The following is a 14,993-nucleotide window of genomic DNA, read 5'->3' on the forward strand; positions in this document are numbered from 1 at the left end:
GCGATAAAGGAGAGGCCAATGTCAATTGTAATTGGATTAACGGGCGGAATTGCTAGTGGAAAAAGTACGGTAACCGGAATGCTGAGAGATATTAATATTCCAGTAATCGATGCTGACCACATTGCAAAAGAAGTCGTCGAACCAGGAAAAGAAGCATATAACCAAATTGTAGAGACGTTCGGCCGTGCCATTCTTCACGAAAATGCGGAGATCAATCGAGCGGCTTTAGGGGAAATTGTGTTTTCTCAAGAGGAAGAACGTAAAAAGTTGAATGCAATTGTACACCCTGCGGTAAGAAAAGAAATGCTTTCTCAAAAGGAAAGGTATATCGAGGAAGGATACGATGCTGTGGTATTAGATATTCCGCTGCTGTTTGAAAGTGATTTGACGCATTTAGTCGACAAAGTAGTGGTTGTATATGTCGATGAGCCTGTGCAGCTAGAAAGGTTAAAATCTCGTAATGATCTCTCGACGAAAGATGCCTATGCACGTATCCACGCACAGCTGCCTTTGATTCAGAAAGTAGCCTTAGCCGATGCGGTGATCAATAACAACGGACCTGTAGAGGAAACAAAACAACAGCTTTTAAGTATATTAGCCCTATGGCTAGATTAAAGAGGCTTGGATAAACGTATGTTAGCTGAAGGGAAATCCGAACGAGCTTGATTCTTGAGGTAGAATCAAGCTCGTTCGGATTTTTTTATTGAGAATATTTACGAGCTTCTAAAAAAGAATGTGTTAAATATCTGTTCTCGCTATATACATATAGTAAAACTCAATTAAAATAATTTATTAAAAAAAATTAATATTATTCACTTTTTAAATATTTATGTTATACTATTCAATATAAAAAGTTAAATAGTATAACACATATAGAGAGGGGTATAGCCATGAAAGCACGTATTGCCATTAATGGTTTTGGGAGAATAGGAAGAATGGTTTTTCGCACAGCGATTATAGAGGAGAATTTAGATATTATTGCCATAAATGCATCTTATCCAGCAGAAACATTAGCACATTTAATCAAATATGACTCTATACACGGACCATTTAATGGAGATGTTAAATGTGATGATGATGCGCTAATTGTTAACGGTAAAAGAATCCAGCTATTAAATTCACGCGATCCGCTGAATTTGCCTTGGAAAGAGCTTGGGATTGATTTAGTCGTTGAAGCAACAGGGAAATTTAATTCAAGAGAAAAAGCGCAGTTACATATTGAAGCAGGTGCGAAAAAAGTTGTCTTAACGGCACCGGGTAAACAAGAAGATATTACTATTGTGATGGGCGTAAACGAACGAGAGTTTGATGTGAATCAGCATAACATTATCTCTAATGCCTCTTGTACGACAAATTGTCTAGCTCCAGTTGTCAAGGTGTTAGACGAAGCGTTCACAATTGAAAACGGTTTAATGACGACCGTTCACGCATATACAAATGATCAAAAGAATATTGATAACCCGCATAAAGACTTGCGAAGAGCCCGTGCGTGTGCTCAATCAATTATTCCTACAACAACTGGAGCAGCCAAGGCGCTTTCATTAGTTCTTCCTCATTTAAAAGGAAAGCTTCATGGAATGGCGCTGCGCGTTCCTACGCCGAACGTATCGCTTGTCGATTTAGTTGTGGATGTAAGGAAACCTGTGACGATGGAAGATGTTAATCTAGCGTTCATTAAAGCTGCTGAAGGACCATTAAAGAATATTTTAAATTTAACAATGGAACCACTCGTATCAATTGACTTTAATACAAATCCTCATTCAGCGATTGTAGATGGACTATCGACTATCGTAATGGAAGATCATAAAATTAAAGTGTTAGCTTGGTACGATAACGAGTGGGGCTACTCTCAGCGCGTAGTCGATTTGGTAAGATATATTGCTGCAGAAATGCGTAATGGATCAAAGATAAGAGTAAGCTAAGAAAGCTATAGATTGCTTTTTAAAAAAACAGGGAGCTATCGCCCTGTTTTTTTTGTTTTTATTCAAAAGAATAGGGAAAAGCAATAAGATAATCATGCAAAGGAGTGTTTCTTTTCCTCAATTTTAATAAAAAATGAATAGTCGTTTAGCAGCTTTTACACACTGTCTCACGAGAACACAGGGGTAATTTGTATAGGTCTATCTGCCGGAACAATCTTTAATAAAATCAAAACACGTATTGCAAAATAAATGTAAACAAAGTATACTATGTTTCGTGAACTTCTTGTGTACCTTTCGGTGATGTGGCTACTTAAAGGGTTAGGACCTCTTTGGACTAACTTTCCCCCGTGGTAGTTAACATGCTATATGGCGAAAGAACTTCATGTTTAACGATTAAAAATTGTTAAAGGGGGAAATATCATTATGGAAACAATGGGTCGTCATGTCATCTCAGAATTATGGGGATGCGATTTCGATAAGTTAAATGATATTGATTATATTGAAAAAACGTTTGTTGATGCAGCTTTAAAATCTGGTGCGGAAGTTCGCGAAGTAGCGTTCCATAAATTTGCACCTCAAGGTGTAAGTGGCGTTGTTATTATTTCAGAATCACATTTAACGATTCACAGCTTCCCAGAGCATGGTTATGCAAGTATCGATGTTTATACTTGTGGTCATTTAGATCCTACAATCGCAGCAGATTATATTGCAGATGCTCTAAGTGCACAGACACGTGAAACAATTGAATTACCACGTGGAATGGGTCCTGTTCAGGTAAAACAAACTAAAGCGAATGCACTTTAATAGTGTCGATTGATTACGTAAGTTAAGAGGTGTATTACACACCTCTTTTTAGTATATAAATTTTTAATATGCAAAAACAAAGGGGATAACAACATGGGGGTAGTACAAGTAGTTAAATCTTTATTTTCTAATCATGTAGAAACAAGCGATCGTCATTCAGATCCGACTCTAAAAACGCATTATTACAAAACAACGGCTGGGAATGCATTTAAGCAAGTTCATGAAATGTTGAAGCATATGCAAGGGATAGAGATACTTGCTGCGTATGAAGAGCGAGGAGAAATTAGCTTAAACGTTGTAAAAGGAAGAAAAGCTTTTGTTGTGATTACCATTATTAGCGTACGTCCTCTTGAAACCGCTATCGATTTTTCTGCTACAACAGAGTCAAAAGTGGTGCCAGTTGATTTTGGTTTTAGCAAAGAACTTGTACGTACGCTTTATAAGAGCTTTGATCAAAAACTTATTCCTCTTTCTTCGTAAGTTCCTTATCATTTTTGAATTTCAGGAAATAAAATGGGGAAATTCCTTTTCCTTTACTTGTATTCAAGCCTTGTTTTCTATAAGATGGAATAAAGTAAATCCTTTAATATAGCATCGTGTTTGATAAAGGAAATGATGATGACAATCATAATAAATGGCGAATAGCCGGCTAACATAGATGAAAATTAACTTATATGAGAGAAAATAAAAAGAAAAACAAGGTTTATTATTGGAGCTGAGAATATGAAGTGCCCATCCTGTCATTACAATGGAACGAGAGTGCTGGACTCGCGCCCTGTAGAAGAAGGCCGCTCTATTCGTAGAAGACGTGAATGCGAAGAGTGTCACTATCGTTTTACAACTTTTGAGAAAGTAGAAGAACTTCCGTTAATTGTTGTAAAAAAAGATGGAGCGAGAGAAGAGTTCAGCAAAGACAAAATCCTTCGAGGGTTAATTAAGGCGTGTGAAAAACGCCAAGTAAGCTTAAAACAACTGGAAGATACCGTACACGATATTGAAACAGAGCTGCGCAGTCAGGGTACATCAGAGGTGCAGTCAGATGTGGTAGGAGAAATGGTGATGGAGCGATTAGCTGCTATCGATGAAGTCTCTTATGTTCGATTTGCTTCTGTATACCGACAATTTAAAGACATCAATGTATTTATTGATGAATTAAAAGATTTAATTAAGAAGGAACGACTGTAAAAGAGCTATTGAAGTATTCTTTAGGCTCTTTTTTTGTCATTTCTATTACTTTAAAAGTAGGTAGGGAACGACATGAAAGAACAACATTGGAAAGAAATGATACCGGTCGATCGTTATGTTGTTCGTTCGAACGGCATACTGCAGGAATACGACCGAAGGATTTTAACCATGCTCTATCAGCCGCTGGTGGGCACGACGTGTTTTGGTTTGTATATGACGCTATGGAGCGAGCTGGAACAAGATCGTTTATGGGGAAAAGAGTCTACACATCATCATCTAATGTCGATGATGCAAATTAATTTGAAAGCTATTTACCATGAGCGGTTAAAATTAGAAGGCATTGGTTTGTTAAAAACATATATTAAGGAAGAAGATGATGTTCGTGTGTTCATTTATGAGCTCATTCCTCCTCTTACGCCCCATCAGTTCTTTAACGATGGTGTGTTAAATGTATATTTATATAACCGACTAGGAAAATCCATCTTTCAAAAAGTAAAAAATTATTTTTCGGATTCACTCGTGGATGACCAATCGTTCAAAGATGTGACGCATTCATTTAACGATGTATTTAAATCAGTTAAAGCAACGGAGCTGGCTCCAAGTTTTCAGTCTGAAAGCAAGGATGTATTTTCTCCTGATGCTCAGACGGACTTTATGGATTCTTCAAACCGTGCTTCTATTGAGATGAGCCCGGATTCCTTTGATTTTGATTTATTTTTAGCAGGCCTAACAGATTCAATGATTTCGAAAAGGTCCATTACATCTAAAGTAAAACAAGCAATTGAAAAGCTAGCTTTTTTATATGGTATCGATCCTCTTCAAATGAAAAATGTGGTGCTCGATTCGCTAAATGAGAACGATCAAGTTGATATTGAATTGCTTAGAAAAGCAGCACAGTCCTTTTACCAATTTGAAAATGGAGAAGCACTTCCAAATCTAAGCGAACAAATTCAGCCGCCTATGCTTCGCACTATGCAGGAAAAGCAGCCGCAGACGAAAGAAGAGCAGCTCATTCAACAGCTTGAAGTGACTTCTCCTCGACAGCTTTTGATCGAGTTTTCCGGGGGAGCAGAGCCTTCAAAAGCAGATTTGCAAATGATTGAAGAAGTGATGTTTAATCAAAAGCTTTCACCAGGGGTAGTAAATGTTCTAATTTACTATGTTATGCTAAGATCCGATATGAAATTATCTAAGAGCTATGTAGAGAAAATTGCTGGACACTGGGCGCGCAAAAAGGTACAAACTGTTCAAGATGCCATGAATTTAGCTAAAAATGAACAGAAAGAATATCAAAACTGGACCGAAGCAAAGCAAAATAAAAAAACGGCCGGACGAAAAATTGTGCGTAAAGAAATGGTGCCAGAGTGGCTGAGCGATGAAGAAAAAGAAGAGAAAAAGCAGCCTTCAAAAGAAGTGGACGGATTTGAAGAAGAAAAACGAAAGCTACAAGAAGAGCTCAAGCAGTTAGATCAAGAGCTAAAACAAAAGCATAAAGAATAAAAAGCAGGTATGATAGAGATGAGGTGAAAAAGATGAAGCCTATCAATGATTCACTAAATCAGTTAGTGAACAAAAAAGATTTTAAAGCACGCTTAGAAGCATTAAGAAACAGTATCCTGTCTAATCCTGAAGTTAAAACATTTTTGCAAGAGCATCGCCGTGAGTTAGATGAGCAAATGGTCGACCGAGGCCTGATGAAGATGCATGAATTTATCGACCAAAGCAAATGCTGTGACAAGTGTCCTTCTCTGCAAAGCTGTGTCAACATGGTGAAAGGATACCACCCTCAGCTGGTTGTAAAAGGCCGTAATATTGATTTGCAATATGAACGCTGTCCTAGAAAAGTACAAGAAGATGAGCGAAAAGAACAAGAATCTTTTATTCAGTGTATGTACGTGCCGAAAGAAATTTTACAGGCAACAATGTCTGATATTGAAATTGAGCAGGGAAGATTTGAAGCGATTAAACTAGTAAGAGATTTTGTGCGAGAATATGAGCCAAACAAGAAAATGAAAGCTTTATATTTACACGGTTCGTTTGGTGTGGGAAAAACGTATTTTCTTGGAGCAATTGCCAATGCGTTAGCCGAAAAGAAAGTGAAATCTACCATTCTGTATGTTCCGGAGTTTTTGCGTGAGTTAAAAGGTTCGTTTCAAGATCAAAGCTTTAATGAGAAAATAGAGTATGTCAAAAAAGTACCGGTTCTTATGCTTGATGATCTCGGAGCAGAATCCGTAACGAGCTGGATGCGAGACGATGTGCTCGGAACCATTTTACAATTCCGCATGCTCGAAAATTTGCCGACATTTTTCAGCTCGAATTTAAATTTTAAAGAGCTTCAACATCATTTGACTTATACCCAAAGAGGCGAGCAGGAAGAGCTCAAAGCCGCTCGTGTCATGGAACGAATTAAGTCTCTAGCCATTCCTGTTGAAATGAATGGAGAGAATAAACGAAATAGATGAGCAGGTCGTTTTACATTTCTTGTAACGACTTGCTCATTTTTTTGCGTGTTGCCCCATATACATTAATAAAGCGTGTCCAAAGGGGGGCTATGAGGAATGAAAATATTCTTTAAATATGTAGAAGACGCAGTCGTTGTATATGAGTCTTTATGCGCGAAGCAAAGCGCTTTATCATATGGTTCACAGTGCTTGAAGCTGGTGAATAATCAGCTTTTAGTTATTGATGAGACATACAATCGAGAGGCCATTTTACAAGACATGGTGATACCTGTATTAACGCACGTGATTTTAAAAAAGAAAGAAAAAAAGATGATGGTAAACATATTAAAAGAACAATTTTTTTATTCGGAAGAGGAAGAGCAAGATTTGCTGCTTCAAATTATGGGGGGGATTATGGAAGGAGAGAGAGACGAAATTCCGCAAAAAATATTTTCTCTTCCAAGAGAATTGCTTATCCGCCAGGCGCTTCAAGACTTCTTCATTCATAATGTAACATTCACCTTTGAGTCTTTTCTCCAATTCCGTTTAAAAGAATATCAAGATCGGCTGCGCTATTATGCTGAGCTGGCGATTGATGAATATAAGCTTGAACAAGACTATCAAATTCTTATTCATCAGCTGCGTCAAGCGGCTAACGAAAGACAGTCATCTACCGGTGATGTGTACGTGATGCACTTGAATAAAAACAAGTTTGTATTGTACGACCACAACCGTAGATATGTTCCTGAACGTGAATGTGCAGCTCTAGCAGAGGCCTTTTTATCTAAACAAGAATCATTATACATAGACTCGACTATTATCGCGCCTTTGCTAAGTTTATCTCCAGCTGGTATTCATCTGTATAGCGACGAGCATGACCATGATTTTGTTTACACCATTCAAAATATCTTTCAAGAAAAAGTGATGTTATACGAAAAAAATGAATTTCCGTTTGATCAAAAGCAAAATATAACGTGAAAGGTTGATTTCTATTTTGAAAATGAATATAATAAATGCATATTGAAAAACAGCTATATGTTACAAGTTATGATGAGGACATGAGTGTATATTTACGGTTTGTAGAGAGGGAGATCCAGGCTGAAAATCTCCTAACACGGAATATATCCTTACCACCTCTAAACTTCAGTAGTAAACGAGCAGAGCCTCTAGTAATTACTGACGGAATTTCCGTTATAAAACCTCGAGCCGCTTCGGGTTCTTTGGGTTATCCAAGATACGAAGAGGAAACAAGGGTGGTACCGCGTGTATACACAACTCGTCCCTTTTTATAAGGGACGAGTTTTTTGTTTTTACAAAAAGTTTATTAGTTATGTTAAAGGAGTGGAAAGTTGTGTCAGAAGTAATCAAAATGACATTTCCTGATGGAGCTGTTAAAGAGTATCCAAAAGGATCATCAACAGAAGATATTGCGGCTTCTATTAGCCCGGGATTAAAGAAAAAAGCATTAGCAGGCAAAGTAAACGGCGAGCTGCTGGATTTACGTACGCCAATCGAACAAGATGGCAGTCTTGAAATCATTACGCAAGATGCTCCTGAAGCGCTTGAAATTATGCGCCATAGTACAGCGCATTTAATGGCTCAAGCAATCAAACGTTTATACAAAGATGTAAAAGTACAGCTAGGTGTAGGCCCGGTTATCGAAAATGGGTTTTACTATGACATCGATATGGAAGAATCAATTACTCCTGAAGATTTAGGTAGAATTGAAAAAGAAATGAAAAAAATCGTTAATTCAAATATTGAAATTGAACGAAAAGAAGTTTCTCGTGAAGAAGCCATTCAACTTTTTAAAGAAGTTGGCGATGAACTAAAGCTTGAATTGATTGATGCGATTCCAGCAGGTGAAAAGGTGACGATTTACCAACAAGGCGAATTCTTTGATCTTTGCCGAGGTGTGCACGTGCCGTCAACAGGCAAAATTAAAGAGTTTAAACTATTAAGCGTAGCAGGTGCTTATTGGCGCGGAGACAGCGACAATCAAATGCTGCAGCGTATTTACGGTACAGCATTCTTTACAAAAGCAGATTTAGACGAGCATCTTCGTCTTCTTGAAGAAGCAAAAGAACGTGACCACCGTAAACTTGGTAAAGAGTTAAACTTATTTACAAATTCTCAAAAAGTAGGACAAGGTCTTCCTTTATGGCTTCCAAAAGGTGCGACGATCCGCCGTATTATCGAGCGTTATATCGTAGATAAAGAAGTAAGCCTTGGTTATCAGCACGTTTACACGCCGGTGCTTGGAAGTGTAGAACTTTACAAAACGTCTGGTCACTGGGAGCACTATCAAGATGACATGTTCCCTGCAATGGAAATGGATAACGAAGACCTGGTTCTTCGTCCAATGAACTGTCCTCATCACATGATGGTGTACAAACAAGGTATTCACAGCTATCGTGAGCTTCCAATCCGTATTGCTGAACTTGGAACAATGCACCGCTACGAAATGTCAGGAGCATTATCAGGACTTCAGCGCGTTCGAGGCATGACGTTAAATGATGCACATATCTTTGTACGTCCGGATCAAATCAAAGAAGAATTTATTCGTGTGGTTCGCTTAGTTGAAGCGGTTTATAAAGATTTTGGATTTGAAAATTATTCATTCCGTCTATCTTATCGTGATCCTGAAGATACAGAAAAATACTTCGATGATGATGCAATGTGGGAAAAAGCACAAAGCATGTTAAAAGATGCAATGGATGAGCTTGACCTCGATTATTATGAAGCTGAAGGCGAAGCGGCATTCTACGGTCCAAAACTAGATGTTCAAGTTAAAACAGCTCTTGGTAAAGAAGAGACGCTATCTACGGTTCAATTGGATTTCTTACTTCCTGAACGCTTTGATTTAACGTATGTAGGGGAAGACGGAAAACAGCATCGACCTGTTGTTATTCACCGCGGCGTGGTGTCAACAATGGAACGTTTTGTCGCTTTCTTAATCGAAGAATACAAAGGAGCTTTCCCAACGTGGTTAGCACCTGTACAAGTTCAGGTGATTCCAGTATCACCTACGGTTCATCTTGAGTATGCAAAAGAAGTGCAAGAACAGCTTCAGCTTGCGGGTATTCGTGTGGAACTTGATTCTCGCGATGAGAAAATTGGCTATAAAATTCGTGAGGCTCAAATGCAAAAAATTCCTTACATGCTTGTTGTAGGGGATAAAGAAGTAGAAGATAAAGCAGTAAACGTACGTAAATATGGTGAGCAGAATTCAGAAACAGTGGATTTCCAAGCCTTTTTACAAAATGTAAAAGCAGAAGCATCTCGTTAATGAAAAAAGCAGAGAATTGAAATTCTCTGCTTTTTTATCTAACATTTATAAAAAACTGTTGCATAAATGGTTTTCCTTTGATACAATAATTTTTGTTGTGAAAAAAGAACGAAATCATTGACTTTTGTCTTTGTTGATACTATAATAGCTTAAGTAATTGAATACTTGTTTATACAGAAGAAGAAGCACCCGCTTCTCACCTGAGTGACGCATAAAGCAGTTAGCAGGTACATCGTATCTTAATTAAAACGATAGAAGTGTGGGTGCAGTATGTACTCACACTTTTTTGTGTGAGTTAATAATCGGTCTAAGCAAGCGTATTCGCTCATTAAACCTTGGAGGTGGCTACTTATTAGCAAGGACATGATGGTAAACGAGGGCATTCGAGCTCGCGAAGTTCGTCTAATTGATCAAAATGGTGAACAATTAGGAATTAAATCAAAAAATGAAGCATTAGAAATTGCTTCACGAGTAAATCTTGACTTAGTAATGGTTGCTGCAAATGCGAAACCGCCGGTATGTCGTATTATGGACTACGGTAAATTCCGCTATGAGCAACAACGTAAAGAAAGAGAAGCTCGTAAAAACCAAAAAGTTGTAAACTTAAAAGAAGTTCGTTTAAGTCCAACAATTGATGAACATGATTTTAACACTAAACTTCGTAACGCACGCAAGTTCCTTGAAAAAGGTGACAAAGTGAAAGCGTCTATTCGCTTTAAAGGTCGTGCCATTACTCATAAAGGGATTGGCCAAAAAGTACTTGAACGTTTTTCACAAGCTTGCGAAGATGTAAGTTCAGTTGAATCGGCTCCTAAAATGGAAGGCCGCAGCATGTTCTTAGTCTTGGCACCTAAAAACGAAAAGTAATAGAACGAGGAGGAACACCCCATGCCAAAAATGAAAACACATCGTGGCGCTGCAAAGCGTTTCAAAAAGACTGGAAGCGGTAAATTAAAACGTGCTCGTGCTTACACAAGCCATTTATTCGCTAACAAATCTACAAAACAAAAGCGTAAATTACGTAAAGGTTCTTTAGTAAGCAAAGGTGACTTCAAACGTATCCGTCACTTATTAGATAACATTAAGTAATTTGGGTTGAGATAGAAACAATACAGGAGGTAAACAATTATGCCACGCGTAAAAGGCGGTACAGTAACACGCAAACGTCGTAAAAAAGTTTTAAAATTAGCTAAAGGTTTCTTCGGTTCGAAGCATAGATTATATAAAGTTGCTAATCAGCAAGTTATGAAATCTCACATGTATGCTTATCGTGACCGTCGTCAGAAAAAACGTGACTTCCGTAAATTATGGATCACACGTATTAATGCAGCTGCTCGTATGAACGGTCTTTCTTACAGCCGTTTAATGCACGGTTTAAAATTAGCAGGTATTGAAGTTAACCGCAAAATGCTTGCTGACTTAGCTGTAGCTGATGAAAAAGCATTTGCTGAATTAGCAACTGCTGCTAAAAAAGGCTTAGATAAGTAATGAATATAAAGTCTCGTCATCTTTAGATGATGAGGCTTTTTTGCTATCGGAGGACATATCATGAATGAACTGCTGCTTACCTATTTTATTGTTATTAATATAATAGGGATAGGAATGATGTATAGAGATAAACAAAAAGCGAAAAGACATGAGTGGAGAATTGCCGAAAGCACACTGTGGACGGTAGCTGCTATCGGAGGAGCCATTGGAGGACTGATTGGTATGTATTGCTATCGTCATAAAACGAAGCACACATCGTTTACAGTAGGTTTTCCTATTCTTGCCGCTCTTGATTTACTTTTCTTTTTTGTTATCAGCTGAGCACAAATGATTTTGTGCTCAGTGTAAAAATTCTCGAACGGGGCTTTTCCAGCGAATAGGAGCATTTGGATACATGTTGTGTACGTGATTTTCCAGCAGCTTGAAATCTTGTTTTTGCAGTTCATGCAATCGAGATGGATCTGTTAACACCATTGTAATCGACAAAGACTCTGGTTCATTGGGATTGCTGTATTTTTCTCCTTCAAATAAAATACCTTTATACGTTAGTAGAAAATTTTTGCGGATATTCGTTTTTTCGTCAACGACAAAAAATTGCTGATGTTCCTGAGCTGCTACAAGCTTCCGCTTTGGACTGCGAAAATGCTGAACCAGCTTTAATAGTGTGTAAGCAACAAGCGCGAAAATGAACACGCGAACGATAACAATAACAAACATAACGCTCCCTCCTTTACAAGGCACAGTTTTCTTACTTTACGTTTCAGTCTCTAAAAAGTTTCACGATTTTTGATATAATTTCTTTATTGGTTTAAAAAGAAGAAGATATACATAATTACAGGAGTGATTACATTGAATTTACAACAGCTATTTACCATGCAGCGCCAGCTGGATCAGCATATAGAGGACAAGCATCAGCTTCATAAGGAAGACTTGGTTCCAAGAAAACTTTTAGCTCTGCTTGTTGAAATGGGAGAGCTGGCAAACGAAACGCGCTGCTTCAAATTTTGGAGCGTTAAACCTCCGGCTGAAGATGCTGTTATTTTAGAAGAATTTGTGGACGGCGTACATTTCATTCTTTCTTTAGGTATTGAAAAAGGATACGATGATTTAACTGAGCTGCCAAAAGTAAAAGCAGCTGATTCAAAAACAACACAATTTTTACAGTTATTTGCACAAGTTTCTGCTTTCGAGCAGGACCTGTCAAAAGAAAACTATGTGAACATGTTTGCATCTTACATGAAGCTTGGCGATATGTTTGGTTTTTCTGCTGAACATATTGAAGAGGCGTACATGTCAAAAAATGAAGTGAATTTTAAACGCCAAGAACAAGGATACTAGAAATAAAGGGATGGGAAATTTTACTTCAACCTCTTTTTAGCTATAATAGAGGTATACATATGAAAGGGGTAATCCATATGACAAAGTTAGATGAAACATTGACGATGCTTAAAGCACTAACAGATGCAAAAGGAATTCCTGGAAATGAGCGTGAACCGCGTGAGGTTATGAAGAAATATATTGCACCTTATGCAGATGAAGTAACGACGGATGGGCTAGGCAGTTTGATTGCAAAAAAAGTAGGCAACGAACAAGGGCCTAAAATTATGGTAGCCGGTCACTTGGATGAAGTTGGTTTTATGGTGACTCAAATTGATGAACGCGGCTTTATTCGTTTTCAAACGGTAGGCGGATGGTGGTCTCAAGTTATGCTTGCTCAACGCGTAACCATCGTGACATCTAAAGGAGAGGTAACGGGGATTATTGGCTCAAAGCCACCTCATATCTTGCCTCCAGAAGTTCGCAAAAAGCCAGTTGACATTAAAGATATGTTCATCGATATTGGTGCTTCTAGCAGAGAAGAAGTAGCGGAGTGGGGAGTAAAACCTGGTGATCAGGTTGTACCTTATTTCGAATTTACGGTTATGAACAATGAAAAGATGCTGCTAGCGAAAGCCTGGGATAACCGTATTGGTTGTGCAATCGCTATCGATGTATTAAAAGCTTTAAAAAATGAAAAACATGAAAATGTTGTGTATGGTGTAGGAACGGTGCAAGAAGAAGTTGGACTCCGAGGTGCAAAAACATCTGCTAACTTTATTGAACCGGATATTGCATTTGCTGTTGATGTCGGTATCGCTGGAGATACACCTGGTGTTTCTGATAAAGAAGCCTCTTCTAAAATGGGGCAGGGTCCGCAAATCATTTTATATGATGCTTCCATGGTCTCTCATAAAGGACTTCGAGATACAGTGGTAGATGTGGCAGATGAATTAAATATTCCGTATCAATTTGATGCAATTGCTGGAGGCGGTACGGACTCGGGTTCTATCCATATTTCAGCTAACGGGGTGCCAGCACTTTCGATTACAATTGCAACTCGTTATATCCATTCTCATGCAGCAATGCTTCATCGTGATGATTATGAAAACGCAGTTAAATTAATTGCGGAAGTCATTAAGCGCTTAGACCGAGATACGGTTAACGCCATTACGTATAATTAAAAAAAGCTCATTCTCCTAGGAGAATGAGCTTTTTGTTGTACATAGGAAAAGGTTATTTATTTTAAACCGTTTTCAAGCGTTGTCAGAATTTCTTCTTTTTCTGATTCCGGAGACTTTTCCCAAAGCACTTCAAATAAAACACCAAGTCCAGGGAGCATTTTTTCTTCACCGCTTTGAATAGCGTCAGAAATTGTAGCCTCAAGCTCTTCTTTTGAGTTTCCTGAAACGTTTGCAATAACAGCATTTCGTAAATTAAGATCCATCATTTTCACCTCAGCTATCGTAAAGTTACCAATAGTTTTTGTTTTCTTTGCGATTTCTATGTACAATAAAGTGAAACTTATCTAATGATTATTGAACAAAATGTAATCGAACTATTTATTTTTGTATAGATAAAGGAGTTATGTTTGTGAAACAAATTGATTCAGTTAAAAATCCGCAGGTAAAAGCGTGGAAAAAACTGCATAATAAAAAAGACCGTGATAAGCAGGGCCTTTTTATGGTAGAAGGCTTTCATTTAGTCGAAGAGGCTATCAAAAATAAGGATTGCGTAAAGGAACTAATTATACGCGAATCGACCGAAGTGCCCGCACAGTGGGATATAGACGGTATCGAAATAATCGTTGTAAACGAAGCAATTAGTAAGTTATTATCTGACACAGAAACACCTCAAGGAATTATTGCCGTGTGTTTTCAAACAAAGCATGCGGAAATTATTCATACAGCACAGAAAGTATTGCTTTTAGATGCGGTGCAAGATCCAGGTAACCTAGGCACCATTATCCGAACCGCTGATGCTGCGGGAGTGGGGGCTATTATCATTGGAGAGGGCAGCGTGGATGTGTACAACCCAAAAGTCGTTCGTTCAACGCAAGGAGCTATTTTTCACCTTCCAATTGTAAAAGGCGATTTGCTCGAAACAATTTCACTGTTAAAAGAAAGAGGAATAGCAGTTTACGGCACGTCGTTACAAAATGGAAAGGTCTACACACACGTAAAACCTTCAAACGAATTTGCGCTGATTGTGGGAAATGAAGGAAACGGCGTAAGCGAGAAAGTGTTGGAACAAACGGATCAAAATCTGTACATTCCCATCTATGGAAAGAGCGAGTCGTTAAATGTTGCCATCGCTTCTGGAATCTTACTTTATTATTTACGCGGAATGTAGTTGCATCGAGAACGTGTTTTCACTATAATAATACAATAGTTACATATGTAAAAAACGATGAAAGAGAGCAGTAGCTTATGTCCGTTTATGCAGGGAGAAAATGCCATGACTGAAAGCATTTTTATAAATGTAATAAGTGAATTCACCTCTTGAGTTGACACTTAGACCATCTTACATAGATGTAAAGGTGTT

General features: G+C 38.1%; 18 protein-coding genes and 3 other annotated features (1 of these 21 running past the window's edge). Of the genes, 16 read left to right on the forward strand and 2 right to left on the reverse strand.

The genetic code is table 11. The features are described 5' to 3' along the window. Positions 1-18 precede the first annotated feature (18 nt). The 13 genes from coaE (at position 19) to ACH6EI_RS00770 (ending at position 11,453) form a co-directional block, all read left to right on the forward strand. Positions 19-615, forward strand: coding sequence for a dephospho-CoA kinase (coaE, locus tag ACH6EI_RS00710; protein ID WP_098999237.1), 597 nt, complete (start codon positions 19-21; stop codon positions 613-615). A gap of 275 nt (positions 616-890) precedes the next feature. Next, complete coding sequence (locus ACH6EI_RS00715) at positions 891-1,922, forward strand: glyceraldehyde-3-phosphate dehydrogenase (RefSeq protein WP_013059435.1); 1,032 nt, start codon at positions 891-893, stop codon at positions 1,920-1,922. Between the two features lie 423 nt (positions 1,923-2,345). Next, positions 2,346-2,726: an adenosylmethionine decarboxylase gene (gene speD / locus ACH6EI_RS00720; RefSeq protein ID WP_013059434.1), complete on the forward strand. Its 381-nt coding sequence runs from the start codon at positions 2,346-2,348 to the stop codon at positions 2,724-2,726. 93 nt (positions 2,727-2,819) lie between these two features. After that, positions 2,820-3,206 (forward strand): hypothetical protein, encoded by a 387-nt coding sequence (locus tag ACH6EI_RS00725; protein WP_028411774.1) that lies wholly within the window; start codon positions 2,820-2,822, stop codon positions 3,204-3,206. A 243-nt stretch (positions 3,207-3,449) separates the two neighbouring features. Further along, the gene (gene nrdR, locus ACH6EI_RS00730; RefSeq protein ID WP_013059432.1) at positions 3,450-3,911 is read left to right on the forward strand and encodes a transcriptional regulator NrdR; all 462 of its coding nucleotides are present in this window, start codon (positions 3,450-3,452) and stop codon (positions 3,909-3,911) included. A gap of 72 nt (positions 3,912-3,983) precedes the next feature. Next, positions 3,984-5,411 carry a replication initiation and membrane attachment family protein gene (locus tag ACH6EI_RS00735; protein ID WP_108674327.1) on the forward strand — a complete coding sequence of 476 codons (1,428 nt, stop codon included), beginning with the start codon at positions 3,984-3,986 and terminating at the stop codon, positions 5,409-5,411. Positions 5,412-5,443: 32 nt separating this feature from the next. Further along, entirely contained in the window at positions 5,444-6,376 is a 933-nt protein-coding gene (dnaI, locus tag ACH6EI_RS00740; protein WP_014458055.1) for a primosomal protein DnaI, read from the forward strand. Between the two features lie 96 nt (positions 6,377-6,472). After that, entirely contained in the window at positions 6,473-7,333 is an 861-nt protein-coding gene (ytxC, locus tag ACH6EI_RS00745; RefSeq protein ID WP_014458056.1) for a sporulation protein YtxC, read from the forward strand. A 60-nt stretch (positions 7,334-7,393) separates the two neighbouring features. Then, positions 7,394-7,642: a binding site (T-box leader), on the forward strand. 43 nt (positions 7,643-7,685) lie between these two features. Then, positions 7,686-9,644: a threonine--tRNA ligase gene (thrS, locus tag ACH6EI_RS00750; protein WP_217915987.1), complete on the forward strand. Its 1,959-nt coding sequence runs from the start codon at positions 7,686-7,688 to the stop codon at positions 9,642-9,644. A gap of 171 nt (positions 9,645-9,815) precedes the next feature. Continuing rightward, positions 9,816-9,938: a sequence feature (ribosomal protein L20 leader region), on the forward strand. A gap of 69 nt (positions 9,939-10,007) precedes the next feature. Beyond that, entirely contained in the window at positions 10,008-10,511 is a 504-nt protein-coding gene (infC, locus tag ACH6EI_RS00755; RefSeq protein ID WP_013059427.1) for a translation initiation factor IF-3, read from the forward strand. Positions 10,512-10,532: 21 nt separating this feature from the next. Next, entirely contained in the window at positions 10,533-10,733 is a 201-nt protein-coding gene (rpmI, locus tag ACH6EI_RS00760; RefSeq protein ID WP_013059426.1) for a 50S ribosomal protein L35, read from the forward strand. A 39-nt stretch (positions 10,734-10,772) separates the two neighbouring features. Then, complete coding sequence (gene rplT / locus ACH6EI_RS00765; RefSeq protein ID WP_013059425.1) at positions 10,773-11,132, forward strand: 50S ribosomal protein L20; 360 nt, start codon at positions 10,773-10,775, stop codon at positions 11,130-11,132. Positions 11,133-11,192: 60 nt separating this feature from the next. Beyond that, complete coding sequence (locus ACH6EI_RS00770; protein ID WP_028411770.1) at positions 11,193-11,453, forward strand: DUF1294 domain-containing protein; 261 nt, start codon at positions 11,193-11,195, stop codon at positions 11,451-11,453. An 18-nt stretch (positions 11,454-11,471) separates the two neighbouring features. Here the strand turns inward: ACH6EI_RS00770 and ACH6EI_RS00775 are convergent, their stop codons facing one another. After that, positions 11,472-11,849: a hypothetical protein gene (locus ACH6EI_RS00775; RefSeq protein ID WP_028411769.1), complete on the reverse strand. Its 378-nt coding sequence runs from the start codon at positions 11,847-11,849 to the stop codon at positions 11,472-11,474. A gap of 132 nt (positions 11,850-11,981) precedes the next feature. Between ACH6EI_RS00775 and ACH6EI_RS00780 the strand changes: the two genes are divergently transcribed. Both ACH6EI_RS00780 and ACH6EI_RS00785 read left to right on the forward strand, forming a co-directional pair. Continuing rightward, positions 11,982-12,470: a dUTP diphosphatase gene (locus ACH6EI_RS00780; RefSeq protein WP_108674326.1), complete on the forward strand. Its 489-nt coding sequence runs from the start codon at positions 11,982-11,984 to the stop codon at positions 12,468-12,470. A 77-nt stretch (positions 12,471-12,547) separates the two neighbouring features. Further along, positions 12,548-13,633, forward strand: a complete 1,086-nt coding sequence (locus ACH6EI_RS00785) for a M42 family metallopeptidase (RefSeq protein ID WP_028411767.1) — start codon at positions 12,548-12,550, stop codon at positions 13,631-13,633. 56 nt (positions 13,634-13,689) lie between these two features. Here the strand turns inward: ACH6EI_RS00785 and sspI are convergent, their stop codons facing one another. After that, on the reverse strand, positions 13,690-13,896 hold the full coding sequence (gene sspI / locus ACH6EI_RS00790) for a small acid-soluble spore protein SspI (RefSeq protein WP_013059420.1): 207 nt from the start codon (positions 13,894-13,896) through the stop codon (positions 13,690-13,692). Positions 13,897-14,036: 140 nt separating this feature from the next. Here sspI and ACH6EI_RS00795 point away from each other — a divergent pair, with 140 nt between their 5' ends. Continuing rightward, a complete protein-coding gene (locus ACH6EI_RS00795) occupies positions 14,037-14,801 on the forward strand; it encodes a TrmH family RNA methyltransferase (protein ID WP_176551792.1) in 765 nt (254 codons plus the stop codon). A gap of 48 nt (positions 14,802-14,849) precedes the next feature. Next, positions 14,850-14,993, forward strand: a binding site (T-box leader); it runs 92 nt beyond the window's last position.

Source organism: Priestia sp. JSM ZJ58, from assembly GCF_044383985.1.
GTDB lineage: Bacteria > Bacillota > Bacilli > Bacillales > Bacillaceae_H > Priestia > Priestia zanthoxyli.